Origin of the sequence: Salipiger pallidus (genome assembly GCF_014643635.1) — a bacterium.
Taxonomy (GTDB): Bacteria; Pseudomonadota; Alphaproteobacteria; order Rhodobacterales; family Rhodobacteraceae; genus Salipiger; species Salipiger pallidus.
Genome location: NZ_BMJV01000001.1, coordinates 216,482 through 240,214 on the forward strand (window position 1 = coordinate 216,482; position 23,733 = coordinate 240,214).

Here is a 23,733-nt window from a genome sequence, read left to right on the forward strand (position 1 = left end):
ACCATGAAGGACATGGTTACTATCCCCCGTGAAGAATACGAGGCGCTTCTTGCCGCCCGTGAAGACCTCGAAGACATTGCCGCCTATGACAAGGCCAAGGCTGATGGCGGTGACAGCATCCCTGACGCCTATGTCGGGCGCATACTGGACGGGGAAAGCCCTGTACGCGTCTTCCGCGACTTGCGTGGCCTGACCCAGCAGGCTCTTGCTGATGCTTCCGGTGTGAACCGCGCCTACATTGCCGAAATCGAGGCCCGCAAAAAGCCTGGCTCAACCACCGCCCTCAAGAAGCTGGCTGACGCCTTGGGTTTTGACCTAAGCGACTTGGTCTGAATCTCAGGCCTTCGCCTGCGGGCCCCGGCACCTTGTACGTCTTCGGGCTTCATGTGGGGTTCTCCATCAGAACAGCGCCGGGGTGTTGCCCGGCGTCATGGTGAGCCAGCCGAATTGCTCCTCGAGCACCGGCTCGAGGGTCATGGTCCCGCTGATCTTGAGCGCGTCATACTCGACGCCATAAATCTGCACCTCGAACGGCCCGCGTTCGATCACGTCCGGGGTCGAGGTCAGCACCCACGCAACCCGGGCGTAGATCTCGCCCGTGATGCTACGCAGCTGCGGGATAAGCTCGCGGGTGACGTTCTGCGCCGACCAGTTGAGGACCGGCAGCACGCCCTCCTCGCTCTCCGGCAAGGTGAGCGTGAAGGGGAACGGGTGATAGGTTTCCCCGCCGTGGGTCAGCGGCTCCCCGTTGCTCACGAGGCAGACAGGGGCCTCCCAAGCCGGGTGGCTCAGGCGCAGGATCGTGGTGAGGATCTCGGGGCTTTCCTGCGCGTAGATCGCCGTGCGCAGCCGCGTGCTGATCTCGTGCGTCATGGCAGGATCTCAAGCGTGGCAGTGACCTCACGGCGCACACCTTTCGGCTCGACCGAATAGCCACCGACGAAACGGAAACTGCGCTCAAGCCCGTCCAGCGGGTCGGTTGCCGTAAAGGCCAGGACACCCTCGCCCAGCTCCTCACGGAAGAACGTCTCGAAGGTGTCGAGCTGCGCGAGGGTCAGCTGCGACATCCGCCCCTGGCGCTGCATCGGGGCTGAGGATGACCGCCGCCGAACCTTTGCCGGCCCCTTGCTCATCGGAGTGCGGATCACATCAGGCTGAACGTCCCGGCGCGCGCCGCGGGCAGACTGGAAGAATGGAAGGCTGGCGGGCCAGATTGGCATGTCATTGTCCTTTCGGGAGAGGGCGACCACCCCAGCGACGACGCATCGCGCCATCCATGCTGCCGCTGGCGAGTTCATCGCGCATGACCTGCCGGACCATGCGGATGTTCATACCGCCATCAGGGGTCCGGGTGACCTCGGCGGTGGTGCCCTCGATGGTTTCAATCTTCACCGGCATGTTGACGACAGGCTGTAGCGACGCTGAAGACGCGCCCGCAGACGCACCGCCAAGGAAACCACCGTCCGCGAACTTCGGCAGCCGGCGTGTCCGGATCGCTTCCATGAAGTCGACGCCATAGTGGTCGACCGCATCCGCCGGCTGCATGAACTCCCCGCGCGAGCCCCAGAACAGCAGGTTGTCCTGCCGCTTGCCACCGGCCCCCTCAAGCTGGCCAACGGCGCGCCGTACTTTGCGAAATCTGCCGCCCCCTGCCCGGCGCGGAAACTCGCCACCATCGGCATAGAGCCCGGCAGACGCCATGGTCCCGGGAGAAGCCGAATATCCAGCACTCGCCACGCCAGAGAACTTCGCCCCAAGGCCCTGCCCCGAGAAGGCCTGATCCATCAGCATCGCGAGCTGCTGCCAAACCGGATCCAAGGCGAGGCTCCAAAGCTTGTCGAGGATCATCGACGTCATGTCATCCCAGAAGCCTTCGATCCCGGCACCGCCGGGCTTGAGGTTCTCAAAGAGTCCGGAGATCTGCTGCTTATAGCCGTCAATGCGCTCAGCGCGGTCTTCCTGCGCATCCTTGTTGCGCTCAGTCGCTTCGGTATCGGCATCCTTGGCCGCGACCAAGCGCGCATATTCGATAGCGTTCTCTTGGATCACTTGGCGCAAGGTGCGACCATCTTCGACCGATGCCTTGTCAACGTCGATGCCCTGCTGTTTCGCGCGGTTCAGCGCCTCATACTCGAACGTGAGCCGCGCCTGCTCTTCGACAGACCGGCCCGTTAGACTTGCCTCGAGGCGCAGCTGCTCGAGTTGCTGCTCACCGACGGCCACCACCTCACGAAGCGTCGCGGCGCGCTCCCGTGCCGCTTCAGCGGATTTGGTGTCTGCCTCCGCCATAGATTGCGCCCGCGCGCCACGGTCGGAATCGTATGCAGCGAGGATGTCAGCATCTCCGGCGCGGTTCAGCCCCTCCCATTCAGAGCGCAGCGCCGCGGGGTTGCGGCCACGCCGCGCAATGAGCCTATCCGCCATCTGATCCTGCAGATCTCCAGTGAACAGCTCATTGCCGGTGAGGCCCATTTCCTTGATGAGGCCGCGCAGGGTGGTGCTGACGATCTGGTACATGCCCACCGCTGATGAGTTGTGCGGGTTATCTGGGTGCGCGAGCATCTGCCGTTGAAGCGCCTGCACCTGGTTCAGGGTCATGCCTTCGAGGTTCACCGGCCCCGTGTAGCGATCATAATCGAGGGTGGTGTTGTAGCCCTTCGCGCGCGGGTGCGATCCGGGCGCAGTGCCCTCAAGCCACGCGATGAAGGATCGCATGCCGTCCTGCGCAACCGCCGGCGTCGAGGGGAAATCTTTCTCAAGGCTCGCGCCCTGCACCCGGGACTTCTGGTAGTCAGCAAAGGCGCGCGCGGCGCGGTCGATCTCGTCAGCAGCCTGGCCGGCGCTGTCAGCGGTAGCGTCAAAGGGCCGTTCCTCGGAGAGGTCCCGCGAGATGTCGAGTACCTCCCGATGGCGTTCGAGGAGGCGCTCCTCGTTCTTTTCGAGGTCTGCAAGACCAGCGGCATTCTCGCGGAACCGTTCCAGATCCTCAGACCGAAGCTGCCGCCCGGCGATGACCGCCTCATTGATGGCGGTGACCAGCGCTCCGTAGGCGCGGCGCAGCTCGGCCTCCGACCCCGCGCCGTCAATGGCTTCGACCTCATCCCCGAAGATCCCCGCCGCTGCTGCCATTTCGCGCAGTTTCTCAAGCGCAGCATTGCCTGCCAGCGGCCCGCCACCGTCGAGGATCGTTTGGAGTGCAGCACCAGCTTCCTCGAAGGCAGGACCGATGGCCTGGATCTCGCTGAAGCTCTCCATAAAGGCGGTGGCCGAGATCTCGAGCGCGCCGGCCTGCTCGGCCATCTTCGCCATCTGCATGAGGTAGCGGTTGGTCGGGCCCTCCGGCGCCCCGGTCTGCAGGTTGGTCCGGAACAGCATGCGATAGCGCGCCGCGAAGTCATCGAAGCCATCTCCATCCCAGAACGCCCCGCTCATGCTGTCCTGCGCAGCCTTCAGCTCACGCTGCGCATCCTCGAGCGCCTGCACCAGGTTGGCGCGGGTCTGAACCAGCATCGCCTCGGTCGCAGCGCTCACCTGCCCACGAAGTTCCTTCTGCTCATCCGCGGCCCGCTTCGAGGCGGCCTGGTATTCGTCGAGCGCACTGGCGGCGGCCTTCGCGGCGACATCTGCCCGGTCGATCGCATCCGCCGCCTTGTCCGTATCAAGGCCGAACGCGATCAGGGACGCGGCTGTGATCGCAAGCGACAGCGGTCCGCCAAGCACCCCCGTCAGAACACGCGCAGCCGCACCGAGCCGCGTCACCGGCCCCACGGCGCGGCCGGCAACGGTACCCACGCCAGAGACCGACCCGGCAAGCTCGATGTAGGCCGCGCGCATGGCGACAGCTTTCGCCACGGCAAGCGTCATCCCTTTGCCGACCAGATAGACGGTGAGCGCCTGCGCCACCCGCTCAACGATCTCTTCGACCTCTTGGAAGTTCTCGGTGAGATAGCGCAGCGCCTCGGTCAGGCGGCGGGTGAACTTCTCCGCGATCTCGAGGCCACCGTTCTGCGCAGACTCGAGCTGCAGCGCTTCCCAGGCGGCGGCCAACTCCTTCAGCGCGCCCTCGAGGCCGCGCATCCGCACTTCGGCCTGTTCCTGTGCCGAAACCTCACCGATGGCCGAGGCGAGATCGCGGAAGCCGTCCGCCCCCTGCTCCGCCAGCGCTGCCGCCGTGCGGATCGCGTCGGTGCCGAACACGGTCTTCAGAGCCTCGAGGCGGCTGGCCTCGTCCAGACCCGCAAGCCCGTCCTGAAGCTCCTGCGCAATCTCGGCCATCTCCTTCATGTTGCCATTGGCGTCGAAGAACTCGAGGCCAAGATCAGACATCACCGCGGCGGCCTTGGCGGACTCGGGCACCAGTCGCTGCAGGAAGGTCTTGTAGGACGTGCCGGCGTCCGAGCCGGAGGCAAAGCTCGAGGCAGTCGCGGAGAGCGTCGTCAGGAAGTCATTGATCTCGACGCCCGTGGTCCCGGCCACGCCGCCCGCCTGCGCGATCGCGAGGCGCAGGTCATCGAAACCGAACTTTGAGGTGAAGGCAGCACCGGTGAGCCGGTCGACGATCTCAGGCAGCTCCGCAGCGGTGAGCCCGAACTGCTGCATCACGTCAGTGACCAGATCCGCCGAGGGCGCAATCTCAGCGCCAAGGGCGCTGGCCAGCATCACCGAGCTGTCGAGCGCGCCCCCGAGGATGTTGGTAACTGAAACCCCGTTCTTCGCCAGCACCTCGATGGCCTCGGCGGCCTGCATGGCGCTGAAGGCCGTGGTCTCACCGAGACGCTTGGCCGCTTCACTGAGCCGGTCGAGGTCACCTTCACTGGCCTGCGTCGCCGCCTCGACCCGCTGCATCATTGCCTGGAACTGGCGGCCCACGTCGAGCGCGCCCCTGCCGAAGGCCACCAGACCGCCGGCCAGCGCTGTGGTGCCCATGAACCGTGCGAGACGCTGGACGGCAGGCAACTCCTGGCTCATGGAATGGAGCGAGCCCTTGAGCTGCCGCGCCGCGCCGTCAGTTTCACGCAGGCCCGCGCTTGCCGGCCGCCCCGCGGACTGGATGCGCTTCAGGCTTTGCTCACCGGACCGGCCAAGCGCCTTCAGGTCCGCCTCGAGCTGCTGCTTGCCGGCTGCCGAGAGGCGGATCGTGTAGCTGCGCGTCGTGGTGCTCATGACTTGCCTTCGGTCTCACGGTTGCGGGCAGCGGCCTGCAGCAGGCCCAGTTCCCAGAACGGCAGCAGCAGCGCCGCCACGGATGTCGGAATGCCCTGCGCCTCGGTCATCGCGAGGCAGGCAGGCATGTCGAGCCCGGCATAGCCGGCGGGCCCGATGCGGCGCTGATGCGCCAGGCTGGCAGCGATGGCGGCAAGGGCGCGGCCCTCGACGCTCTGCGGCGCGTGCGTGTCTTCGGGACAGGCGCCCTCACCCCCGAACCTCGCGCAGGAAAAGCCGGGGGTTGCCCGGCAGTCAGCGCAGAAGCTCAGGCCTCCGCCGTAGCGGTATGCGGCGAGGGCGCGGAGACGTTTCCCTCCATCTCCACAGCCACGACCGGTGCCATCAGGCTTTGGTGCAGCACCGAGGCCGTGCCAGGGAAGAGATCGAGGAAGATATCGATAGTCGCAGCTTCAAACGGCGCGGGCGCGCCTGTTTCATCCTCAAGCCCCTCCCAGCCGGTGCCGAACCGGACCAGAAGGAGTTTGACGAAGTGCCTATCGGCCTGCCCGCGCAGAGCATCTTCGTGCTCTGGCCCGAGATCCTCATCATCGAGCGCCGCCGCATCGAAGGCATGGGCCGGCGGCAAGGTCTCGCGGGCGAGCCGCATGGCCGCAGCCTGTGCCTCGCGCAAATCGGAAAAGCCGAACTGCCGGAAGGACACGGTGACGCCATATCCGAGCGGGATGGTGCGGGCCCCGGCCAGGGCCCGCGACAGACGCAGCACCATCAGGCGGCGTTCGCGTAGTCGGAGGTGCTGTTGACCAGCGTCACCTCGAACAGTTCCTGCCCCACGGCAGGACGGTTGGCGCGCCAGTTGAAGTTCTGCGAGATCACCCCTCGCCCGTCGATCGGCAGACCGTTTCGCTCAAGCGTGACCGAGGGCACGCGCAGGCTAAGACTGTAACTGGCGTTCATTGGCCAGGACAGGACCAAGGACAAGGGCGTGCCCGCCGAGGCTGCGTCATAAAGCGTAGTGGAGCGGAACCTCCCGGTGAGCGCGCCGCTCAAATCCCACATGCCCGGGCTGATGTCATCGGCGGTGGCCAGTCCGTTCATGGTTTCCTGGTCCGCTTCGCGCCCGGTGTTGAGGGTCAAGCTTACCTGCGTCACTGCTGCGTCGTTGCCGTCGAGGGTCAGCCCCCCTTGGAAGCCAACGGGCACCGGATCAGGCGAGAAGGCCACCGGCGAGGCGTCGAGTGTTGCGCCCGCCTTGACCTCTTCACGGCCCACCATGTTCAGCGTCACGCGCTGGCGCGTGCCGTTCTTCTGCGCCGTGATCTCGAGACCGGCAATCGCCAGGCTGTCCTGCACAAAATGCGCGACGGTGTCGGTGTGGCTGATGCCATGGGTGGCCAGCAGGATGGCGGGGTTCGCCTTGGCGGTGAACACATGGGTATAGGGGCCGGTGCCACTGGTTTCCGGCAGCCCGAGGATCTGCGCTAGATGCCAGCCGATGCTGTCGAGGCCCATGGGCACCTCGATGCCGCCCGCGAGATTGCGCAGGCCTGCCACGGTGTCACCGGGGAACGCATCGCCTCGGATCGCCTCGTCATTGGCCAGCTCACCCGAGGGCACGACGTTGTAGCTGTAGAACGGCATCAGGTAGAAGCCGCCGGCCGCCGCCGCTTCGGCAGCACCGAAGGCAGCCTGACGGCGCGAGAGGAACTTGGCGCGATCGCCGCGTGCGTTGGGCATGGGTCACTCCATTGGGTTGTGGGTGGTTTCGTAAAACAGCGTGGCGACCAGCACCGCGCCCTTGAGTGTCTCCGCCCCGGGCATGGGCACGGATTCGCTTTCCTTAGGTGCAGACAGCTCGAGCCAGTCGACTGCGCCGCCGAGGGTTTGGTCTGCCAGCAGCAGCGCCGCCGTCCGCGTCATTGCCGCGTCGAGATCCGCATCGCGCTGCACCGCCTCTGCGGCCTGCACCACGTGCTCGAGGTCGACATCCCGGCTCCATTCGCGAACGCCGGTGCCGAGGCGCACCCCCTCTTCGACAGGGTTTGCCGGGGCCAGGTTTACGAGGCCGCCCTCGGGATAGTGCAGCGGTAGATCAGGATCGCGCAGGATGGTGGCGCCGTGTCCGGCCAGCGCGGCCTGCAGCGCCAGCAGCGCGGCTTCATGAGTGCTTGGCATCAGCGCAGCCTCCGGCGTGACAGGGTCTGAAATTCACGGTCGATGTCGCCCGCAAGGCCACTCAGGGCCGCCCGCTCGACACGCTCCACGTTGAGCCGCTTGCGCAGGCGCGCCCGGGGCACCAGCCAGAACATCGGCACGGTGTGGAGCCCCGTCCCGCTGGCCAGCGCGCGCTTGCTCTTCGAGAGGGCGTAGCCGCCCTTCTTCGTGGCCCGCTGATTGTCCACCACCAGCAGCGAGGTGCCGCCTTTGACATAGACGAAGCGCAGGCGCCCGAAGCGATGCTCCGGAAACGTCGAGGGGCTGATCCTCTTGCGGCCCATGCCGAGCTTCGGCGCCGATGGCGTCGGGATCGCGAGGAAGAAGCCCTCGCTCGATTTGACATCGGAGCCCTCATCGAAGGCTCTGATCAGCTTGTCGGCCTTGGTGAAGACAAGGGATGCGGCCCCGAGGCTGGCCCCGTTGCGAGGATAGCTCTCATGCCGCCAACTCTTGGACAGGCGCTGCCCCAGCCCCCCGGCGATGACATCGGCCCTGAGGGCGTGCTTCAGGGCCGTCGCCCGTCCATGCACCCCCCTGGTCACCGCGCGCTCCGCGAGATCCAGCTCTTCGCGCATATATTGCTCGAGGTTGCCTTCGAGGGCGGCCTCGAGGCGCGTCCGGCTCATTCCTCGGATGCGTCCGTGATCTCGGGCGCGGCGGCAGGCGCCGTCTCCTCGACCAGCGCCCCGCGTGCCGCGAGCGCATCACGATCCGCCGGTGGCAACGCGCCCGACCAGCCCGCAGGCAGATGGCGCTTGCGGCCGGGGCGGGATGCGATCTCGGCGGCAGCGCCGAGGGTGACCGCAACATCAGCCGCGGCAGGTTTCTTCCTGGTCATGTTGAGCCTCGTCATGTCGTCGGAATGGTGTCGAGCCGCACCTTGTAGCGGCGCGGATCGGTGACCTTGTGGTGCTGCACCTTGCGGCGCTCCCCGCCGATCTGGATCACAGTGCCCCGATCAAAGCCCGCGAAGGCCACCGCGAGGATCTCGAAGACGCCGGTGGCGTCCTGCACCTGCAGCTGCCCGAACTCGAGCGCACCATCGGGCCGGGTGGGCAGCAGCTTCACAGGCCGCGCCAGCCCGTCCGGGTCGAGGACCGCCGCGACACCGTGACGGTGAAAGGTGGCCTCGACACTGCGCAGGAACGGATCAGGCGGCATCAGTCTTCGCCGGTGCCGCCCTGGCCAAGGAGGTCGGCGCTGCCATCCTGACCCGCGACCGTATCACCCCCGGTCGCGGACGCTGCACCGGTCCCGGCGTCGGTCGTGGCGGAAGTGGGCGCGGTTGTGGCCGCCGCACCGCCCGTCGCACCGTCTGCGCCTATCGCATTGCCCATCCCCTTGCCCTCGGCAGCCTTGCCGCCCTTGGCCGCCCGCATGCCGGTGTCCTTGCTGTCGACGATCTCGAACGGCTCGTCACGCGCGCCGGTGCCTGCCGCCTCAATCTCGTCCGCGATCGCTTCCGGCACCAACCCGCTCCAGCCTTTCGGCAGATGGCGCTTGGAGCGCGTGTCGAGCTTGTAGCTATGCGGCGCGATCATCTTCACCCGAACATCCGAGCCTGTGGTCTTCTGCTTGGTCTTTCTGGCCATGCTGTCTCTCCCGTCATGGCGACCCGGCCCGAAGGCCGGGCCGAGGTCATCAGTTGGAGGTGCGGCCTTCGACCAGCACCCCGGGACGCATGCAGATCTGCATGTTCTGCATCATCGCCTCGACGTCGACGAAGCGATCCTCCTGCCGGTCGGGGAACACTGCTGAGTAGAAGTCGCGGCCCGGCGTGTTGGCCATGCCCACGTAGTCCGGCGAGCCGTTGAAGGTGCGGAAGGTCTGGCGTGTGCCCAGCGGGAAGAAGGCCGCCTTGGCTTCACCGATGAAGCTGCGGGTGACGGTCGTGCCGTCTTCCTGCGGCACCGGCGCCTCCGCTAGGTATTCCTTCCAGCGGATGCCGCCGAACTCGAAGCCGTCCGAGGTGTCGTCACGCAGCGGATCGCCACCATTGGCGTTCTGGTAATACTTGTAGCGCTCCTTGAAGTCCGCGTGGCCCATGAGCTTGTCAGTAAAGTCGGGGTGGATCAGCGAGCCGACACCGGCCATGACGTCACCCATCAGGTTCAGCCGGATGTGGCGAGTCACTTCCTTGCACTTCGCGGCAAGGTCGGTGGTCGCGGTGCCGAAGGTGAAGTCCACCGACTTGCGGTTGATCTCGAACTTGTCGAACAAGTTCATCAGCTCGGAGCCATCAGCGTCGAGGACCACCCCCTGCAGCGCCCCGGCGCGGTGATACTCGCGGGTGATGTCGATCGACCCGCGCAGCTCTTCCTGCCGGTCCATCACCTCGTCCTGCGCCTGCTTCAGCTCGGTCTCGGAGCCGAAGGCGCGGATGTTGTCGATATCGTCAGCGGTGATGCGCGACTTGAGGCCGAAGCGCTCGGTGCGGAAGTCCACCATCTTGCGCTTGCCGCGCGCTTGGCCGGGCAGCGGCGAGCCACGCTCGGAGGACTGCACCAGCTGCAGCACACCGTCCTTCTTCTCGATCGAGAACACGGTGCCGCGGATCGCCTTGGCAGTGAAGAGGCCCATGGCCCCGATGGTGCCCCACTGGTTGGGGATCATGCGGATGGCTTCGCCGAGCGCCATGGCCGAGAATCCGTCGCCCTTGAAGATGTTGATATGGGCCATCACAGGCCTCCTGTTCTGAACTGCGCGCGCGGCGCGGAATGACAAACGCCGCCCCGAGGGGCGGCGCGCTGCGAGACTGGAAGAGACGCGCCGCCGTGGCGCGGCAGGGTCAGGTGGTGACGATGCCCGCCGCCTTGAGGGCAGCGCAGGCGGTGTCACGGTTGGCTTCGGTGGCCCAGCTTGCGTCGAAGACGAGGCCGCCCCGGCGGCAGCGGGTATGGCGGGCCTGCACCAGCGCCTTCACGTCCGCTTCTGCAGCAGCTGCACCGCCGCGCAGCACGGCCACCGGGGTCTCGGAGCCGTCCGCCGCGCCCATCACGCTGCGGATCAGCTTGCCCGAGGCGGTCACCCGGCCCAGGACGGTGCCCGGCTCGAGGTCGGCACCCGCGCCGATGGTTTCGACGTCGCGGCTGTACTCCGCTTTGTCATAGAGGATGAAATCGCCGGGCGTCCGGCCTTCAATCTTGGGAGGCATTGTCGTGTCCTTTCGGATGTGAGGTCAGTCGAGGCCCGGCTCGGTGCCGGGCGTTACTTCGCGCCCCAGCGCTCGGCAGCGCGGGACTGGATGCCTGGCTCGGCCGGGGCGCCGCCGCCCGAGGCCGAGGCACCGGGGGTTTCGAGCTCGGTGGCTTCCGCGTCGATGCTCGCCGACAGGCTCGAGGCCCCGGCGCCGCCCTTGGGCGCCGCCGCCAGGTGCTTGATCGCCTCCGCCGAGGCCATGTCGCTGTCAAAGGCGAAGCTGCGCGCGAGATCCTCACGGCCCTCTGCTTCGGGGCTGCGCAGGATCGCCGCGATACGGGCCTTGGGATCTTCGGCGGCGGGCGCGGTGGGCGCCGGGGCCTCCGGTGTGGAGGCTTCGGCCTGCGGCGCGGGCGCCGGCGTGGTGGCCGAGGTGTCGGTCGTGGGCGCCGGGATGGTGGCCGCCGGCGGCGTGGTCTTGGTCTGTCCGGACATGGTGGTGGCTCCTGTTGCAGGGGTGGACTGCCGCGCCGGAGCGCGGCCATTGATTTCGTCAGCAAAGGCCTCGAAGGCCTCGCGCGGGTTGGCGATCTCATCGGCAAGCCCTGCCTCGATTGCATCTGTGCCGATCAGGCAACGGGCCTCGGTGGCAAGCGCCGCCTCGGCGCTGAGGCGCGTGCCGCGCCCCTGCCCCACGGTCTCGGCGAAGATCCCGCGCAGCTGCTCCATCTCGGCCTGCAGATCGTCCCGCACCGCCTCGGGCAGCGGCGCATAGGGGTTGCCGTCTGCCTTGTGCGCGCCGGCAGCGATCACCGTCACCTGCATGCCCATGGCTTCCAGACGGGCCGAGTAATCCGCGTGCATGCAGATCACGCCGATGGACCCGGCCCCGGCGGTGCGCGGCATGATGATGCGCGTGGCCTGCGATGCGATCGCGTAACCCGCCGAATAGGCGTGATCGCTCACGAAGGCCCAGACCGGTTTTTCCTCGCGCAGCTCGCGGATCTGGTCGGCCAGGGAAAAGCACCCGGCCACCTCGCCGCCGAAGCTGTCGATCTCGAGCGCGACGCCCCGCACCATGCGGTCCCGCCGCGCCGTGTCGATCTGCGCGGCAAGCCCCTCGTAAGAGGTTTCGCCAGAAGACTGGCCGAGCCAGGCACCACGATGCACCAGCGTGCCGGTGACCGGGATCACCGCGACGCCGTCACGCACCCGGTAGCCCTCGCGGCCACCAGAGCGGATGTCGCCCTCGAGGCGCTCATCGAGCAGAGAGGCACGGGCGCGGCGGCTGGCCTCCGGTGAGACCTCGGCGCCAAGCACCTCGACGTCGCCGCCGGTGATGCGCGGGCCAAGCCCCATGATGAATGCCGCCGCCTTCGCAGGCGCAGCAAGAAGCGGCGTGTGGAACACACGCGCCGCGATCTGCGGATGTCGCATTCTGTCAGTCCTCGGATACCTGCGCCGGGCCGCCCGCCGCCGGGCCCAGCAGTTTGGCGAAGCTTTCCTGCGCCGGGTGCAGCATGCCATCGGGCATTGCCGTGATCTCGCGCCCGATCTGCTCCATGTTGTCGGCGTAGTCGGTGCCGGTCAGCTCCGCCGCCTCTTCCTCGAGCGTCGAAAGCCCCAGCGCCACGCGCATCGCAGCCGCCTGCGCTTCCTTGACCGGATCGACGAAGCCCTTGCCCGGCCCGATCCACTTGGCCCGGGCATAGGCCGGCCAATACATGTGGAAGTCCGGCGCATTACCCGGCAGGCGGATATGCCCGTCAAGCACCTGCTCTTCGAGCCATGCCATGAAGTACGGCTGGCAGAAGCCCTGCGAAAAGGCGACCCGGCGTGCGGTCCAGCCGCGCCAAATCTCGATCATCGCCGCGCGGGCGCTCGAGTAGTTCGTCTTCGACCAGTCCGAGGCGAGCTGCTCGTAGCTGATGCCAAGGCCCGAGGCGATGTTGCGCAGCACCGCGGCCTCGAAGTCCGCGAACTGCGCCGCCGGCCGGGCGGTCGACACCATGCCGATCTCGTCATTGGGATAGAGCGTCTGGATCCGGGCACCGCCCAGCTTCACACCGCCCTTTCCACTGTAATACTCGCTGCGGCCCTCCTGGTAGTTCAGGAAGGCTGAGGCGTCACCATCGCCGAACATCTCATCCATGGCCTCCGGGCCCATCGGGCTCTTGATGAAGGCCGCGAGGATCGCGTTGATGACCGCTGCCTGCAGCTCCACTCGCGAATAGTGGTCCTCCATCTTCAGGCGCTCGATGATCGGTGCGAGGCGGCTCACGCCGCGTGTCTGCCCATCTCGAGCCTTGTCGAAGAAGTGGATCACCTGCGGGCGCCCGTTCGCCCCTTCGCGCCCGATGCGCTTCCAGGTCATCGCATCGGCCACGTTCGCCCAGGCGCTGTCCTGGTGCCCCTGCCGGAAGTGGTAGGCCCGGGCCACGCCGTCGCGCGTCACCTCGACGCCACCGCGCAGGCTCTGCTCGTCCGCCGCGTCATAGGGGTTGCTCAGCAGGTCCGGGTCGACCAGCCGCAGCGTCGTCTTGAAGGGCCGCGCCGCCCGCCAGTTGACCAGCCCCAGTGCCTCGCCTTCGATCAGGTAGGTGCGGTAGGCGCTGCCGAAGAGTTGCGGCATGGTCTGCGACCGCGTGGTGTCGCAATAGCGGCGCGGATCATCCGCATGCAGGCGCCAACGCGCCTCGACCTGTTCCTTGAACTCCTGCGCCCAGTCCGAGCTCAGCCCCAGCGCGCGCCAGTCCGGCTTCAGCAGCGGCCGGAAGTTCGCGCCGATGACGCCGTCGACCTCCTTCGAGATCGCCCCCGCCGCCCAGCCATTGTTGCGCCCGAGATCCCGCGCCCGCGCCGTGATCCGATCACGGCCCGGCAGGATCTCGGCATCCGCCGCACGGTTCGACGGAAGGAACCCGCTCAGTGTGTCGATACCGGTGTCGGCGGCCACGTAGGGCGCGCTGCCATTGAAGCCTGCATCCCGCATGGCGCCACGTTTGCGGCGCGAGACCAGCGGCACACGGGTTAGGTCGGCGAGGCGTTCCGTCATCAGAACACCACCCGGCGCGAGCCCGGCCCGCGACCGCGCCCAAGCTCGCGCTTCAGCGACCCGATGTAGCGGCGCAGCTCGCCTTCCTTGGCGGGGCCGTACTCGGTGCGGTGGCCGTCATAGGCGGTGACGGTCACGCTCTGGCCGATCAGCACCTGGTGCAGGGCCTCTTCGGCCTCTTCCAGCCGGGCCTCGAGCGTCGCGGTATCAGCCATTCTGCTTCCTCAGGAGATCGGAGAGCCGCCCCGCCTTCCGCTTCGAGGCGGGGCGTGCGGCCCTGGTGTCGTTGTGCTCAGTGGCAGCGGCTGGTGCGACCAGCGCGCCGTCGAAGAGATCGGGCTGCACATCCGGCGGCGCGGCCCCCCGCTCCGCCGCAATGGCGTCCCACTGGTCATCGGTGTTCGAGGCCCATCCGGCCCGGAGCGCCGCGGCCTCGGCATAGTTCATCGTATCGAGCGCTTCGTTGCGCCGGGTCGGTTCGACCAGCACCCAGCGGCTGGTCATCACCCCCGCCTTGTTGCGCGACAGCACCCGATGCTCGGAAGTGAGCATGCGGTAATACTCATCCCCGAGCCCCACGGCGAACTGGGCATAGCCCCGCTCTTCGGGGTCTTCCTTGCCGAGGTGGGCATAGAGCCCCGCCTTGAGCGACGAGACATTGAGGTTGAAGGCGCGCTTCTGCGCCCGCTTCACCTTGCCATCCTTGCGGCGGTCGAACTTCTGCAGCGCCATCAGCGGCCCGTTCTCGGTCGAGCCGCCCTTCACGATGATGACCCGGCCCCAGGGATGGGACTTTGCCCAGCTCCAAACATCATCGGTGTAGGCCCCGCCGTCGATCGCGAGGATGTCGATCGCGACGCGCAGGCCAAGCTGCGTCCGCCATTCCTGCTTGAGCAGCGCATTCAGCGCGGCGCGGCCCTCATCATCACCGATGTGATGCGGGATCACCCGGTAATCGATCACCCAGCGCCGCCGGTTGGCACCAAAGGCCACCAGCTGCACCTCGATCCGGTCATCCTGGCAATCGACACCCGCGGCGAAGATGAAGCCCGTGGCCGGCAGGACACCGAGATCCATCACCGTGCCCGGCTCGGCCAGCTCGGCCCGGTCGCGCAGCTTTTCCCAATCCGGCGCGTCCGTCGCCTGCTCGTAGGGCAGCCCGAGTACGTCGTTCCAGAACACCTGCTCAACCTGCGCCTTGATCGGCTTGGCCGTCGCGGTCTTCGACGCCTTGGCCGCGTCCTTTTGCTCGCCGCCCGCCTCGGTCAGCGTCGAACTGCCCGCTTCCAGCCGCGTCCAGCCCATCATCTGCGCGTATTCTACCGCGATCGAGGCCCAGTCCCGCTGCGGTGCATAGGCCCGCCACAGGTGGAAGCCCGGATGGTCCCCGTGCGGGTTCCCCGGCACCCAGCGCCCCTGCCGGACAATCCGTTCCTTGTCCGCGTGCCGGATCGCCGACCGGCAGCTCTCGCAGGTGAAATGTGCCGCGTGAAGCCGCTCCGGCTCGAGGCTGGCCTTGAAGTTCTCCCAGGTCAGCGGCTGCATGAAGCCGCAGTGCGGACACGGCACGTTGAACAGCCGCTTGTCGCTACGCTCGTAAGCGATGGTGATCCGGCAGGTGCCCTTGATCAAAGATGTCGAGACACGAAGGAGCTTCGCATCATCGAAGCCCGAGGCCCGGCTTTCCGCCAGCTTCTCCGGGTCGCCCTTGTCCGAGGTCTCGAACTTCGAGAGGTCATCCATGATGACGAGGCGGCGGCTGGTGCCGGTCAGGTCCGCCGGAGACCCGGACGAGGCCACCTTCAGCGAGCCGTTCAGGTCCAGCGTCTCCTGGTTGAAGATGTTGTCGCGGTTCTCACCGCGGCCCGAGCCGAAAACCTTGATGAGCCCCGGCGCTTGGCGGCGCATGGGCATCCACTTGTTGTTGACCCACTCGCTGGCGGCGCTGCCCGTCGGATGGACAATCAGCGAATCCAGCGGTGTGTATTCGTGCCAGGCCCCCAGCGTGGGCTGGATGACCGAAACCGTCTTGCCCCACTGCGCCGAACCGCGCAGCGTGACCTCCCGGCAAGGATGCTCCGGCGAAAGCACCTCGTGGATCTCGCGCAGGAACTCGAAGCGCGAGATGTCGAATTCTCCCGAGATCGGCGAGCGTTCGTCGAACTCGATGTTCTCCTCACACCAGCGGGTGATGTTCGGCGGCGGCGGCGGCACCATGGCCCGCGCCATCGCCGCGCAGACGGTCCGCTGCGCGGACGCAACGAAGCCCATCAGAAATCAGCCTCGCGATCGTCGTCGCTCAGGTCGGCGGCATCAGCTTCGTCCTGAAGCGCCCTCGCCCGCCGGGTGCGATGTTCACGCCAATGATCTAGCAGGATCTTACGCGCCTGCTTGAAGTCCACCCCCAACTCGTCTGCCAGAGACCGGGCACCGCGTTTCAGCAGATCCTCGATCTGTGCCAGTTCTTTCGACAGCGCCCGCGCAGCCTCGCGCGCAGCATTGTCAGCCAGCACCATGCTGCCCTCTTCGAGCTGGTTCTGGCGGCGCAGACGCCGCGCCTCCTCCTCGACTTTCTGGATGCGGGCCAGCTCGTAGCGGTCCGGATCTCGCGGGGCCAGCTGGCCTTCGCGGGGCGATGCTGCTGCGGGCTGCGGATCGCGGATCCGTTCCTTGGTACCAGCACCGTTGCCCAGCATCTGCCCGGGATCGAGGCGGTGATCAAGCGCCGCCCGCACCTTCTCGACGTTGAAGCGCCGGGCCCGGCCATCGCCGGTGTAACAGCCATCAAGCTTGCCCTGCGACACGTACTGGCTGATCCGCCCCTTGGTGACGCCAAGTTCCTTCGCAAGCTCGGTGGTGTTCATGCGCCCTTGCCCGTGATGTTTACCGGACCCTCCAAGTTTAGCCCCGTAAGTTTAGGCTTTCTGAATGGTTTAGCGTTCCAAAACCTGTGCGCTTAGCCGCCCCGTATACGGTCAGACCCCAGGAGGGACCCGTCGGTTTTTTGTCAGCGTGGAGTTTGCCTGGAAATCCAGAGTGTAAATCTCTTGGATTGCGGAGATAGCGGCGGCGCAGGCGGTGGCCCCAACGAAAAGCGCCCGGTAGCATCTCTGCTCCGGGCGTGGTTCGGTTCGCCTGCAATCTGTCAACGAAGTGAGAATCCGTCAACCCGGTTTCTGCCAGGGCTTCATCGGCGGCATGTCGGCGGTCACCTCGAAGCCAGTCAGATCGCAGCGGATCCGGAAGGTGGTCTGCAGCTCGAGCAGCGCCGACCACCAGCCGAGCCATGCCCTGCGGGCCGCCGCCACCTCGCGCGCGCCGCCCTCAAAGACCACCCGGCAGGCATAGCCGTCGCCCTTGCCCAGCAGGGGTGCAGGCCAGCGACCCGGACCACGCCAGACTTCGCGCACCGCGTACCGCCCGTGCTTGCAGTTCCGCCACTCGACCGGCTCACAGCGAGGCCGGATGCCCTGCCCCCAGTCCGGCCAGCTGCCGCGCCGCGCGAGATCCGCAAGCCACACCGCCGTGCGCCGCCCGCCGCAGCCCTCGGGCAGCGCGGCCAACGCCGAGGCCACGAGATCAGCATCCGGGTGCGGCTCAGACCGACCACCACCGTCGACCGAACAGCCGAGATCTCCGCGCTTCATCAGGATGTATTCCATGCTGACGCCGGGGCGCTCCCCTGCGGTGCTGCCCATCTCGTCGAAGTCCAGCTGCACCTTCTCGACCTGGAAGGCCCATGTGAGCAGATCCCAGATTGACACCGGGGTCTTGCCTGCCCGGCCGGGCCGAACCCGTGCAACGCTGAACTCGTGCGCCATGTTCATCATACTGTTCCTTCTCGGAAGTCTTCCGGCAACAGGGCCATGGCCCGCGCCTCCAGGTCGTTGATCCATGTGAGGAATTGCAGGTCATCAGCACTGGCGACGCCCCGGCGCTCCCGGTCCGAGCGCACGCGCCGGTCGCTGTCGAGCGACTGCGCCTTGCTCCGTACCATGCGCCATTCACCGTCCTTGTGCGGCGGGCGCTTGAACTTCTCGAGGTACAGGAACTCCGCGACCAGCGTGCCCTCGGCATAGGCCTTCGGACCCCGCGCCGAGCCGAACCAGCTCGCGATGACCGGGATCTCCTCGAGCGAGCGTGGCGCCACGATTTCCGCCAGTGGAACGATGGTGGCCATGCGCGGCCAACCGCGTTTGTCCTTCCCCTCGCCCCGATACTTCAGGAAGTTGCGCAGCGTGACCAGCTGCTCGTCGCTCAGGTAGGCCAGCCCATCCGCTAGGTCGGTCAGGAACTTCTTGTGCCGCTCCTCGCGCACGTCGCCGGGCTTGCGAAAGCCCCAGTCGGTCAGCGGCGCGATCAGCAGCCGGCGCACCCGATCCCGCTTGGTCTCGGTGGTCGAGGTCTGCTCGGCGGTCATGCCCTCCCCCCCCTCTCAGCACCTTCTGAGCGCCGACTTATCCACAAGCAGGACAAGAGGAATGAGGCGAGAATGTTCTCTCCTGTCTTTCTCGTTTTCATTTCTTTCTCCTTTCCTCTCATGCAGCCGACAGAATGTCGGCGGTTCTGTCCGCATTCTGTCCGAAAGCGTCCAGTTCTGTCCCGCGGACAGAAACGAACGGAAACGGACAGAACGTCAGCGGCGCCAGGCAGTCGTGCCGAGCGCTTCCATGCCTTCGATAATGCGGGAAACCGTGCGGTTGCCGGTCGGGTAGGCGTCAGTCAGCCAGCGGTGCAGCGACACGATGTACTGCGGGTTGCCCGCGATCCGCTCGTCACCGAGATCCGCCACGCTCTTGCGCAGGCGATTGATGGCGGTGCGCTCGCGTTCTGCGGCTGCGCGGTCATCGCTCTTGTCGCGAGCGGCGATGGCATCGAGGACCACCTCGACCACCACGTCGTGCATCAGGCGCACCTCGCCGGTGTCGGGGACCTGGCACAGGTGCCAGCCATAGAGCGGCGACAGATCCCGCCGGGCCCAGCCCTGCCATGTCTCGACGGACATGCCCACGAGACCGGCCAGCAGGTTGTCGTCGTTGGGCAGCGTGCCCACCGGGTTCTGGTAGCGCGACTTGCACCACAGCGCCTGCGAGATGGCGAGGACCGCCCATTCGCCGCGCTGGGTAGCGCGGGTGTAGAAGTCGCTGTTGAGCCAGCGATCATAGTGGAACTTGAAGTAGGAATGGGACTCGAGCCGCGTGCCGTGCGGCAGCGGGTACTCCGGCAGGCTTGTGTTGTCCCGTGCCAGCGTGATGGTCGATGTCGCGGTCATGTGCGCCTGCCCCGCTTGCTGGTGTTGGAAAGGCGCGCGAGACGGCCGGGCTTCGGATTGGAATGAACCGCCTCGCGCGGAACCAGCCCCGAGGGACATGGGCCGGTATGGGGATCGGGGGCGCTCATCGCGGCGCCTCCCAAGGTGCGGCGGGCAGGCTCACCTGCGCCAGCGACAGCACGTCGCCCTTGCCGCTCGACACGGTCATGGTGACCACATGCTTGCCGCCCCGGATCTCGTGCCTGAGACCCGCCCGCGTGTCCTGGTCATGCCGTGGCAGGCGGCGCATCTTGGGCGGACGGCCAAGGATATCATCGCGGGAGCTCATGCGGCCCCCCTTTGCGCGCACTGGACTGCGGCGTGCAGCCAGGGCGCAAAGCCGTCATCCTCGAGCAGCGCCAACATCACCTTGTCGGCGCTGGGGCGGCTCACGGCACCCCACCAGTTCCACGCGGTGCTGCAGCGCACCTCGAAATGCGCGGCGACGTCCTCGGGGTTGCGGAAATGCTGCCGAAGGTACGCGGCCCAGAGCTCGGCCGAGATCATGCGCAGGCGGTAACGGTCCAGAAGTTTGGACCGCGACCGCCCTGCCCTCGGCGCGGCAAGGTCAGCGCATGACCCATTCGATACGACCAGTTTCAGATGATCGCTCATGCCGCGTCCTCCTTGGCCGGATGTTTCTTCATGAAATCACGCAGGCGATCGGCTCGGGCCATGGTTGGACTCGAGCGGCCATCCTTCCAGGAGTCCCACTCATTCCAGCCAGCACCGATGGCGGCCCTGAGGACCGCTTGCGGCTTCCTGTCTACCGAGGCCGCGTAAGCCTCCACGTCTGCGATTAACTGCTCCATGCCGGACATATAGGAAAGTTTTCCGAACATGACTAGGAATTTTTTCCCGTCGCCAGTTCTGGCACCTTGTGGGAAAGTATACCCATGACAGAAAGCGATCCGTTCGTGATGGGGTTGATGGAGGTCTTCAGGCGCAACCCGCAACTGAAGCCATCCTCAGTCTCGAAACAGGCAGGCCTCAGCGACTCCGCAATCAGGAAGATGTTCCAGAACCCTGGAGCCTCGCCGAAGATCTCGACAGCGACGAAGATCTCCGGCGTTCTTGGCATGAGCGTTGAAGAGGTGACATCGAGCACACCTGCCGGCCTGAGCCGTCTGCGGCCTACTTTCCCACTTATGGGGCGGATACGTAATGGCGGATCGGTCGAGTGGCTGAGCAATCATGAGAAACTTCAAGCCCCTGGCGTCCTGTGTCCGCCGGGACTAGCGCTCGATAAGCTCGAAGCCCTCGAGGTCGCTGACACGAGTTGTGAGCCGGTATTCAGCAAGGGCGATATTCTGCTCTACGACAAATCCACGAGCAGCGGAGCGCCTGCTGAGATGTTTGGCCATCGCTGCGTCGTCAAAGACGAAAAAGGTGCGATTTCGATCCGCCAGATAAAACCGACCGAGACCGCCGGAAGGGTAAATCTCATCGCTCTAACGCCGAATGCACTGCACGAGCTCGACAAGGCCGTAGAGTGGACGTCGAGAATACGACTACATTGGCCCGCCGAGCTGGTGCGGATAAAGACCCGTACTGGCGTGCAGGCAGTGAAAAGCGACGAAGCCAACCAAGAACCCAGCCCCAAATCCGATAGCGCGTAAGGCCCAAGCTAGACCGGTGCTGGCTGCACCACCGGACGTAACCGGAAAACTTTCCTACTTTTGGTTGACATGGGAATACTTTCCCACAATCTTACCTCTATCGAAACCGATGGAGGCAAGCATGCCGCGTAAAGTCATCCACCCCGAAGAAGCCGCCTTTCTGACCGATCCGGATGCCGCCACGTCCGACCACGTCAAACGCTTGGACATCTGGCTTCAGGCGAAGGCCCGCCAAGGGCACCCCATCACCGCCGAGGCAGGCAACCGCCTGCATGACCTCGACCAGCGCATCACCGGCCGGTCGGACTTCGTGGTGGTGGACCCGCAGGGCGATCCCGACCCCACGCCACCTGCCCCCGCGCAGCCCGAGCCGGAAACAGCCTTCCAGCGCCGCACGCGCCTCATCCGCGCTGCCATCACTGCGCGCCGCAGCGGCGGGGATGCGGCATGAAGCTTGAGAATCTGCCTCGCACCGCCGAAAGCCTGACCTCGTATCAAAGCGGAGATCCACTCCGCAGGTGGCTTGCCGATGCGCGGCTTCACCGGTGCCGCACCACTGTGAGGTGGAGCATCCTCTCCGGAGCCTGCATGATCGCCGGGCTCATCGTCTGGAAGATCGCCTGATGAAACACCACAGGAAGGCTCGACATGGCTAAAGCAACCGCCCCATCCATGCCCACGCCACGCCAGATCCAGGACGCCTTCGAGGCGGTCAGAGCGCTCCACCCCGGCGCGCGGATCGTCTCGGTCGGCCCTGACGGCGTGAAGTTCGACTATGCCGATGGAACGGCCGCGCCCGGCCAGGCCACGACAACAGACAAGCGGGCACCCATCGCTTGGACGTGACGACATGAAGATCAGATTTCCCGGCCTGCTGGCAGAGAAGCTACCATCCGGCGCCACTCGCTACAGGGTCCGCGTCGAGGGCGACAAGACACGGCGCATCCCGCTGTCGGTCGCGCCGGATCACCCGCAGTTCATGGAGATCTACCGCGCCGCACGGGCCGGGCTGGTCCTAACCCCGGAAAGCTCACCCGAGGACCGCGCCATCCGCTATTCCATCGGCTGGATCGCCGCCAAGCACCTTGCCGCGATGGAACGCGACGTGGAGGCAGGCGCGACCTCGCCCCTCACGCTCAAGAAGCGCGTCGGCGTGATGAAGGTGCTGACCGAGCGCTACGCCGATTACGCGATGGTCATGCCGCAGGCCAAGCTGATCGAACTGCGCGACGAGTTCATCGCGACGCCCGCCCGGGCGGACAGCATCATCGAGGGCATTCGTTCGATGTATCGCTGGGCCTGTGAGCGCGGGCTGTGCGAGACCAACCCGGCCGCCGGGATTGCCAGGATCGACACCGGCCGAGGTGGCGCCCTGCCCTGGACCGCGGATGATCTCCGAAGGTTCCGGGCCGCGCATCCCGCCGGGACTACGCCCCACCTCTGCCTGACGCTGCTCATGTTCACGGCCTGCAGGATTGGCGACGCAATCTGGCTTGGCCCCAGCAATGAAACGACGGTGCAAGGCGTCAAGGCGCTGCGCTGGCAACCGTCCAAGCGCGGCTCGGCCGAGGTCACCATTCCAATGCTGCCGCCCCTATACCGCGCCACACGCGCGGCGCCGGTCCGGGGAAAGACCTACCTTCTCAATGCGAAGGGCCGCGCCTTTTCGTCCCCCGACTCCCTGGGCAACATGTTCCGACGCTGGTGCATCGCGGCGGGCCTCGAAGGGCGCTCGGCCCATGGTGTCCGCAAGGCAGCGGGTCACCTCCTGGCACAGGAAGGCTGCTCGCAATACCAGATCATGACGATCCATGGACACACTCAGGCGCAGACCTCCGAGATCTACACCAAAGGCGTCGAGCGCTGGAAGATGGCGCAGGCAGCCATGGCGGCACTGGAAGGCATGGAATGGTGAGGCCGGCCTCCTCCGCTTCGAGCTTTCGAGCAAGGGGCTGTCGGACTGACCCTGTTATCCTTGGGAACGTGCGTCACAGGCAGCTTCGGGCCACGAATTGCTCGCGGCAAAAAACGAGGCTATCCCCCGACCTCGCTTCTAACTATCGGTGTCATCCATGAACGATATTGTACCCCCATGCCCCGAATGCTCGTCACCCTATGCCTATCAGGTTGGCGCCCTCTTCAACTGCCCGGAATGCGGACATGAATGGGTGTCCGACGCGCCGACCGAAACCGCATCCGACGTGCGTGACAGCGTCGGCAATGTCCTCAAGGACGGCGACACAGTCACCGTGATCAAGGACCTGAAGGTCAAAGGCTCCTCCCTCGTGGTCAAGGTCGGGACCAAGGTGCGCGGCATCCGGTTGGTCGACGGCGACCACGACATCGATTGCAAGATCCCCGGCGTCGGCCAGATGGGCCTCAAATCCCAGTTCGTAAAGAAAGTGACGGGGTAAGGCCGCGAGGCAGAAAGTTCAGGCAAAGACCCTCGGCCCTATTGTGTTTGGCGAGGTCATTCCGGCCCAAAGGAGCTGTTGGCCGGAATCTCAATTGCCTCAGAGCAGCTTCCCCATGCCGGACCTTTCTGCACCTGCCACCATGGTCCAGGGCCCCGAAACCCATAGCGGGGACTGAAGTGAGCTTTCGCTGCGGTCGCCCGGTTGGTTAGGTTCGTCAGGTGGCGAATGGCGCGGATGCCTTAGGTGCATCGGGCATTACCCGATGCAAACATGTCCCGCGGCTTCTAGGCATTGCACTGCTTTTTCAGCGTCTGAGTTAGATACAAGCACATGCTCGCCGTCGTACGTGCAGACGACAAAAACACCTATATCATTGGCTGAAAGAGGTTCGATAAGGGAGAGGACAATTCCAGAAGCATCGAACGGGAACGGCCCAATCGTGCGCAGGCAGGCCCAACCTCTTTCTGATGTCACGTGAGCGGGAACCCGGTCTTCCAGGCAGACTATGGTTGTTTCGTCATCGGAGGTGATGACCGCTTTGAAGCCTGGGCCGTTCATCCAGCCGGGTAGGTCCGCATCGGCTGGAAGTCGAGAAACAGCATAGCGTCCGGGAACAAAGCGAGTTTGCAGCGCGTGGTCCAAATCTGGTCCCTCCACAGTTTTACTGAAGAAGGACATTCCCAGACATAACGCTTTGCGTCAGACAGAAGCTTCATCTTCCAAGATGATTATCTCCTGTAGGTTATGCCGCGGAGGCGGCGCTGCCAAGCAGCTATTCACTCTATCCGCAGCTCATGCCAGTTCGGGCTCAGT

Annotated in this window: 31 protein-coding genes; 6 read left to right on the top strand and 25 right to left on the bottom strand. The window is 65.9% G+C overall.

All coding sequences use genetic code 11. From position 1 onward, the window contains the following. Positions 1 to 3 precede the first annotated feature (3 nt). Positions 4 to 333 (top strand): helix-turn-helix transcriptional regulator, encoded by a 330-nt coding sequence (locus IEX41_RS01030; RefSeq protein WP_188787968.1) that lies wholly within the window; start codon positions 4 to 6, stop codon positions 331 to 333. Positions 334 to 399: 66 nt separating this feature from the next. Here the strand turns inward: IEX41_RS01030 and IEX41_RS01035 are convergent, their stop codons facing one another. The 24 genes from IEX41_RS01035 to IEX41_RS01145 form a co-directional block, all read right to left on the bottom strand. Further along, positions 400 to 873 carry a DUF1833 family protein gene (locus IEX41_RS01035; RefSeq protein WP_188787970.1) on the bottom strand — a complete coding sequence of 158 codons (474 nt, stop codon included), beginning with the start codon at positions 871 to 873 and terminating at the stop codon, positions 400 to 402. Then, positions 870 to 1,220 (bottom strand): hypothetical protein, encoded by a 351-nt coding sequence (locus tag IEX41_RS01040; RefSeq protein ID WP_188787972.1) that lies wholly within the window; start codon positions 1,218 to 1,220, stop codon positions 870 to 872. Before IEX41_RS01040 ends, IEX41_RS01035 begins: the two co-directional genes overlap by 4 nt. A 1-nt stretch (position 1,221) precedes the next feature. Further along, entirely contained in the window at positions 1,222 to 5,163 is a 3,942-nt protein-coding gene (locus tag IEX41_RS01045; RefSeq protein ID WP_188787974.1) for a phage tail tape measure protein, read from the bottom strand. Next, positions 5,160 to 5,474 carry a DUF7697 family protein gene (locus IEX41_RS22015; RefSeq protein WP_444544444.1) on the bottom strand — a complete coding sequence of 105 codons (315 nt, stop codon included), beginning with the start codon at positions 5,472 to 5,474 and terminating at the stop codon, positions 5,160 to 5,162. Before IEX41_RS22015 ends, IEX41_RS01045 begins: the two co-directional genes overlap by 4 nt. Beyond that, the gene (locus tag IEX41_RS01050) at positions 5,471 to 5,932 is read right to left on the bottom strand and encodes a hypothetical protein (RefSeq protein WP_188787977.1); all 462 of its coding nucleotides are present in this window, start codon (positions 5,930 to 5,932) and stop codon (positions 5,471 to 5,473) included. Before IEX41_RS01050 ends, IEX41_RS22015 begins: the two co-directional genes overlap by 4 nt. Beyond that, a complete protein-coding gene (locus IEX41_RS01055; protein WP_188787979.1) occupies positions 5,932 to 6,900 on the bottom strand; it encodes a phage tail tube protein in 969 nt (322 codons plus the stop codon). The genes IEX41_RS01050 and IEX41_RS01055 overlap by 1 nt, the downstream gene beginning before the upstream one ends. A gap of 3 nt (positions 6,901 to 6,903) precedes the next feature. After that, complete coding sequence (locus IEX41_RS01060; RefSeq protein WP_188787981.1) at positions 6,904 to 7,338, bottom strand: hypothetical protein; 435 nt, start codon at positions 7,336 to 7,338, stop codon at positions 6,904 to 6,906. Then, positions 7,338 to 8,006: a DUF6441 family protein gene (locus IEX41_RS01065; protein WP_188787982.1), complete on the bottom strand. Its 669-nt coding sequence runs from the start codon at positions 8,004 to 8,006 to the stop codon at positions 7,338 to 7,340. The genes IEX41_RS01060 and IEX41_RS01065 overlap by 1 nt, the downstream gene beginning before the upstream one ends. Next, on the bottom strand, positions 8,003 to 8,218 hold the full coding sequence (locus tag IEX41_RS01070; RefSeq protein WP_188787984.1) for a hypothetical protein: 216 nt from the start codon (positions 8,216 to 8,218) through the stop codon (positions 8,003 to 8,005). Before IEX41_RS01070 ends, IEX41_RS01065 begins: the two co-directional genes overlap by 4 nt. An 11-nt stretch (positions 8,219 to 8,229) precedes the next feature. Then, the gene (locus tag IEX41_RS01075; RefSeq protein WP_188787986.1) at positions 8,230 to 8,541 is read right to left on the bottom strand and encodes a head-tail joining protein; all 312 of its coding nucleotides are present in this window, start codon (positions 8,539 to 8,541) and stop codon (positions 8,230 to 8,232) included. Continuing rightward, positions 8,541 to 8,972, bottom strand: coding sequence for a hypothetical protein (locus IEX41_RS01080; protein ID WP_188787988.1), 432 nt, complete (start codon positions 8,970 to 8,972; stop codon positions 8,541 to 8,543). The genes IEX41_RS01075 and IEX41_RS01080 overlap by 1 nt, the downstream gene beginning before the upstream one ends. Before the next feature lie 49 nt (positions 8,973 to 9,021). Continuing rightward, complete coding sequence (locus tag IEX41_RS01085; protein ID WP_188787990.1) at positions 9,022 to 10,059, bottom strand: major capsid protein; 1,038 nt, start codon at positions 10,057 to 10,059, stop codon at positions 9,022 to 9,024. 109 nt (positions 10,060 to 10,168) lie between these two features. Continuing rightward, complete coding sequence (locus IEX41_RS01090) at positions 10,169 to 10,534, bottom strand: head decoration protein (protein ID WP_188787992.1); 366 nt, start codon at positions 10,532 to 10,534, stop codon at positions 10,169 to 10,171. A 53-nt stretch (positions 10,535 to 10,587) separates the two neighbouring features. Then, positions 10,588 to 11,955 (bottom strand): S49 family peptidase, encoded by a 1,368-nt coding sequence (locus IEX41_RS01095; RefSeq protein WP_188787994.1) that lies wholly within the window; start codon positions 11,953 to 11,955, stop codon positions 10,588 to 10,590. Between the two features lie 4 nt (positions 11,956 to 11,959). Then, on the bottom strand, positions 11,960 to 13,573 hold the full coding sequence (locus tag IEX41_RS01100; RefSeq protein WP_188787996.1) for a phage portal protein: 1,614 nt from the start codon (positions 13,571 to 13,573) through the stop codon (positions 11,960 to 11,962). Continuing rightward, positions 13,573 to 13,788 carry a gpW family head-tail joining protein gene (gene gpW, locus IEX41_RS01105; protein ID WP_188787999.1) on the bottom strand — a complete coding sequence of 72 codons (216 nt, stop codon included), beginning with the start codon at positions 13,786 to 13,788 and terminating at the stop codon, positions 13,573 to 13,575. Before gpW ends, IEX41_RS01100 begins: the two co-directional genes overlap by 1 nt. Further along, entirely contained in the window at positions 13,781 to 15,844 is a 2,064-nt protein-coding gene (locus IEX41_RS01110; protein WP_188788002.1) for a phage terminase large subunit family protein, read from the bottom strand. Before IEX41_RS01110 ends, gpW begins: the two co-directional genes overlap by 8 nt. Next, complete coding sequence (locus IEX41_RS01115) at positions 15,844 to 16,437, bottom strand: hypothetical protein (protein WP_188788004.1); 594 nt, start codon at positions 16,435 to 16,437, stop codon at positions 15,844 to 15,846. Before IEX41_RS01115 ends, IEX41_RS01110 begins: the two co-directional genes overlap by 1 nt. Before the next feature lie 300 nt (positions 16,438 to 16,737). Next, entirely contained in the window at positions 16,738 to 17,403 is a 666-nt protein-coding gene (locus IEX41_RS01120) for a hypothetical protein (protein ID WP_229672864.1), read from the bottom strand. Continuing rightward, positions 17,400 to 17,993: a hypothetical protein gene (locus tag IEX41_RS01125; RefSeq protein ID WP_188788006.1), complete on the bottom strand. Its 594-nt coding sequence runs from the start codon at positions 17,991 to 17,993 to the stop codon at positions 17,400 to 17,402. Before IEX41_RS01125 ends, IEX41_RS01120 begins: the two co-directional genes overlap by 4 nt. A 216-nt stretch (positions 17,994 to 18,209) precedes the next feature. Beyond that, complete coding sequence (locus IEX41_RS01130) at positions 18,210 to 18,845, bottom strand: hypothetical protein (protein ID WP_188788008.1); 636 nt, start codon at positions 18,843 to 18,845, stop codon at positions 18,210 to 18,212. A 124-nt stretch (positions 18,846 to 18,969) separates the two neighbouring features. Then, positions 18,970 to 19,173: a hypothetical protein gene (locus tag IEX41_RS01135; RefSeq protein ID WP_188788010.1), complete on the bottom strand. Its 204-nt coding sequence runs from the start codon at positions 19,171 to 19,173 to the stop codon at positions 18,970 to 18,972. After that, a complete protein-coding gene (locus IEX41_RS01140; RefSeq protein ID WP_188788012.1) occupies positions 19,170 to 19,499 on the bottom strand; it encodes a hypothetical protein in 330 nt (109 codons plus the stop codon). Before IEX41_RS01140 ends, IEX41_RS01135 begins: the two co-directional genes overlap by 4 nt. Further along, the gene (locus IEX41_RS01145) at positions 19,496 to 19,726 is read right to left on the bottom strand and encodes a hypothetical protein (RefSeq protein ID WP_229672865.1); all 231 of its coding nucleotides are present in this window, start codon (positions 19,724 to 19,726) and stop codon (positions 19,496 to 19,498) included. The genes IEX41_RS01140 and IEX41_RS01145 overlap by 4 nt, the downstream gene beginning before the upstream one ends. 54 nt (positions 19,727 to 19,780) lie before the next feature. Between IEX41_RS01145 and IEX41_RS01150 the strand changes: the two genes are divergently transcribed. From IEX41_RS01150 to IEX41_RS01170, 5 genes are all read left to right on the top strand, one after another. Next, the gene (locus tag IEX41_RS01150) at positions 19,781 to 20,503 is read left to right on the top strand and encodes a S24 family peptidase (RefSeq protein ID WP_188788014.1); all 723 of its coding nucleotides are present in this window, start codon (positions 19,781 to 19,783) and stop codon (positions 20,501 to 20,503) included. 121 nt (positions 20,504 to 20,624) lie between these two features. Continuing rightward, complete coding sequence (locus IEX41_RS01155) at positions 20,625 to 20,954, top strand: hypothetical protein (RefSeq protein ID WP_188788016.1); 330 nt, start codon at positions 20,625 to 20,627, stop codon at positions 20,952 to 20,954. Between the two features lie 197 nt (positions 20,955 to 21,151). Continuing rightward, positions 21,152 to 21,349 carry a hypothetical protein gene (locus IEX41_RS01160; protein ID WP_188788018.1) on the top strand — a complete coding sequence of 66 codons (198 nt, stop codon included), beginning with the start codon at positions 21,152 to 21,154 and terminating at the stop codon, positions 21,347 to 21,349. 4 nt (positions 21,350 to 21,353) lie between these two features. Further along, on the top strand, positions 21,354 to 22,418 hold the full coding sequence (locus tag IEX41_RS01165) for a tyrosine-type recombinase/integrase (RefSeq protein WP_188788020.1): 1,065 nt from the start codon (positions 21,354 to 21,356) through the stop codon (positions 22,416 to 22,418). A gap of 157 nt (positions 22,419 to 22,575) precedes the next feature. Next, positions 22,576 to 22,917: a zinc ribbon domain-containing protein YjdM gene (locus tag IEX41_RS01170; RefSeq protein ID WP_188788023.1), complete on the top strand. Its 342-nt coding sequence runs from the start codon at positions 22,576 to 22,578 to the stop codon at positions 22,915 to 22,917. Between the two features lie 258 nt (positions 22,918 to 23,175). On the opposite strand, the gene IEX41_RS01175 is transcribed toward IEX41_RS01170, so the two are convergent. Further along, entirely contained in the window at positions 23,176 to 23,562 is a 387-nt protein-coding gene (locus IEX41_RS01175; RefSeq protein ID WP_188788025.1) for an ACT domain-containing protein, read from the bottom strand. Positions 23,563 to 23,733 lie beyond the last annotated feature (171 nt).

What these genes read in the sequence shown, in the direction of transcription:
- IEX41_RS01165 (WP_188788020.1), top strand. Translation starts at nt 21,354, where the DNA reads ATGAAGATCAGATTTCCCGGCCTGCTGGCAGAGAAGCTACCATCCGGC.
- IEX41_RS01120 (WP_229672864.1), bottom strand. Translation starts at nt 17,403, where the DNA reads ATGATGAACATGGCGCACGAGTTCAGCGTTGCACGGGTTCGGCCCGGC.
- IEX41_RS01100 (WP_188787996.1), bottom strand. Translation starts at nt 13,573, where the DNA reads ATGACGGAACGCCTCGCCGACCTAACCCGTGTGCCGCTGGTCTCGCGC.
- IEX41_RS01030 (WP_188787968.1), top strand. Translation starts at nt 4, where the DNA reads ATGAAGGACATGGTTACTATCCCCCGTGAAGAATACGAGGCGCTTCTT.
- IEX41_RS01040 (WP_188787972.1), bottom strand. Translation starts at nt 1,220, where the DNA reads ATGCCAATCTGGCCCGCCAGCCTTCCATTCTTCCAGTCTGCCCGCGGC.
- IEX41_RS01135 (WP_188788010.1), bottom strand. Translation starts at nt 19,173, where the DNA reads ATGAGCTCCCGCGATGATATCCTTGGCCGTCCGCCCAAGATGCGCCGC.
- IEX41_RS01080 (WP_188787988.1), bottom strand. Translation starts at nt 8,972, where the DNA reads ATGGCCAGAAAGACCAAGCAGAAGACCACAGGCTCGGATGTTCGGGTG.
- IEX41_RS01155 (WP_188788016.1), top strand. Translation starts at nt 20,625, where the DNA reads ATGCCGCGTAAAGTCATCCACCCCGAAGAAGCCGCCTTTCTGACCGAT.
- IEX41_RS01090 (WP_188787992.1), bottom strand. Translation starts at nt 10,534, where the DNA reads ATGCCTCCCAAGATTGAAGGCCGGACGCCCGGCGATTTCATCCTCTAT.
- IEX41_RS01095 (WP_188787994.1), bottom strand. Translation starts at nt 11,955, where the DNA reads ATGCGACATCCGCAGATCGCGGCGCGTGTGTTCCACACGCCGCTTCTT.
- IEX41_RS01070 (WP_188787984.1), bottom strand. Translation starts at nt 8,218, where the DNA reads ATGACCAGGAAGAAACCTGCCGCGGCTGATGTTGCGGTCACCCTCGGC.
- IEX41_RS01150 (WP_188788014.1), top strand. Translation starts at nt 19,781, where the DNA reads ATGACAGAAAGCGATCCGTTCGTGATGGGGTTGATGGAGGTCTTCAGG.
- IEX41_RS01085 (WP_188787990.1), bottom strand. Translation starts at nt 10,059, where the DNA reads ATGGCCCATATCAACATCTTCAAGGGCGACGGATTCTCGGCCATGGCG.
- IEX41_RS01065 (WP_188787982.1), bottom strand. Translation starts at nt 8,006, where the DNA reads ATGAGCCGGACGCGCCTCGAGGCCGCCCTCGAAGGCAACCTCGAGCAA.
- IEX41_RS01125 (WP_188788006.1), bottom strand. Translation starts at nt 17,993, where the DNA reads ATGACCGCCGAGCAGACCTCGACCACCGAGACCAAGCGGGATCGGGTG.
- IEX41_RS01045 (WP_188787974.1), bottom strand. Translation starts at nt 5,163, where the DNA reads ATGAGCACCACGACGCGCAGCTACACGATCCGCCTCTCGGCAGCCGGC.
- IEX41_RS01060 (WP_188787981.1), bottom strand. Translation starts at nt 7,338, where the DNA reads ATGCCAAGCACTCATGAAGCCGCGCTGCTGGCGCTGCAGGCCGCGCTG.
- IEX41_RS01170 (WP_188788023.1), top strand. Translation starts at nt 22,576, where the DNA reads ATGAACGATATTGTACCCCCATGCCCCGAATGCTCGTCACCCTATGCC.
- IEX41_RS01140 (WP_188788012.1), bottom strand. Translation starts at nt 19,499, where the DNA reads ATGAGCGATCATCTGAAACTGGTCGTATCGAATGGGTCATGCGCTGAC.
- IEX41_RS01160 (WP_188788018.1), top strand. Translation starts at nt 21,152, where the DNA reads ATGGCTAAAGCAACCGCCCCATCCATGCCCACGCCACGCCAGATCCAG.
- IEX41_RS01130 (WP_188788008.1), bottom strand. Translation starts at nt 18,845, where the DNA reads ATGACCGCGACATCGACCATCACGCTGGCACGGGACAACACAAGCCTG.
- IEX41_RS01110 (WP_188788002.1), bottom strand. Translation starts at nt 15,844, where the DNA reads ATGGGCTTCGTTGCGTCCGCGCAGCGGACCGTCTGCGCGGCGATGGCG.
- IEX41_RS01035 (WP_188787970.1), bottom strand. Translation starts at nt 873, where the DNA reads ATGACGCACGAGATCAGCACGCGGCTGCGCACGGCGATCTACGCGCAG.
- IEX41_RS01050 (WP_188787977.1), bottom strand. Translation starts at nt 5,932, where the DNA reads ATGGTGCTGCGTCTGTCGCGGGCCCTGGCCGGGGCCCGCACCATCCCG.
- IEX41_RS01145 (WP_229672865.1), bottom strand. Translation starts at nt 19,726, where the DNA reads ATGTTCGGAAAACTTTCCTATATGTCCGGCATGGAGCAGTTAATCGCA.
- IEX41_RS01115 (WP_188788004.1), bottom strand. Translation starts at nt 16,437, where the DNA reads ATGAACACCACCGAGCTTGCGAAGGAACTTGGCGTCACCAAGGGGCGG.
- IEX41_RS01075 (WP_188787986.1), bottom strand. Translation starts at nt 8,541, where the DNA reads ATGCCGCCTGATCCGTTCCTGCGCAGTGTCGAGGCCACCTTTCACCGT.
- IEX41_RS01055 (WP_188787979.1), bottom strand. Translation starts at nt 6,900, where the DNA reads ATGCCCAACGCACGCGGCGATCGCGCCAAGTTCCTCTCGCGCCGTCAG.
- gpW (WP_188787999.1), bottom strand. Translation starts at nt 13,788, where the DNA reads ATGGCTGATACCGCGACGCTCGAGGCCCGGCTGGAAGAGGCCGAAGAG.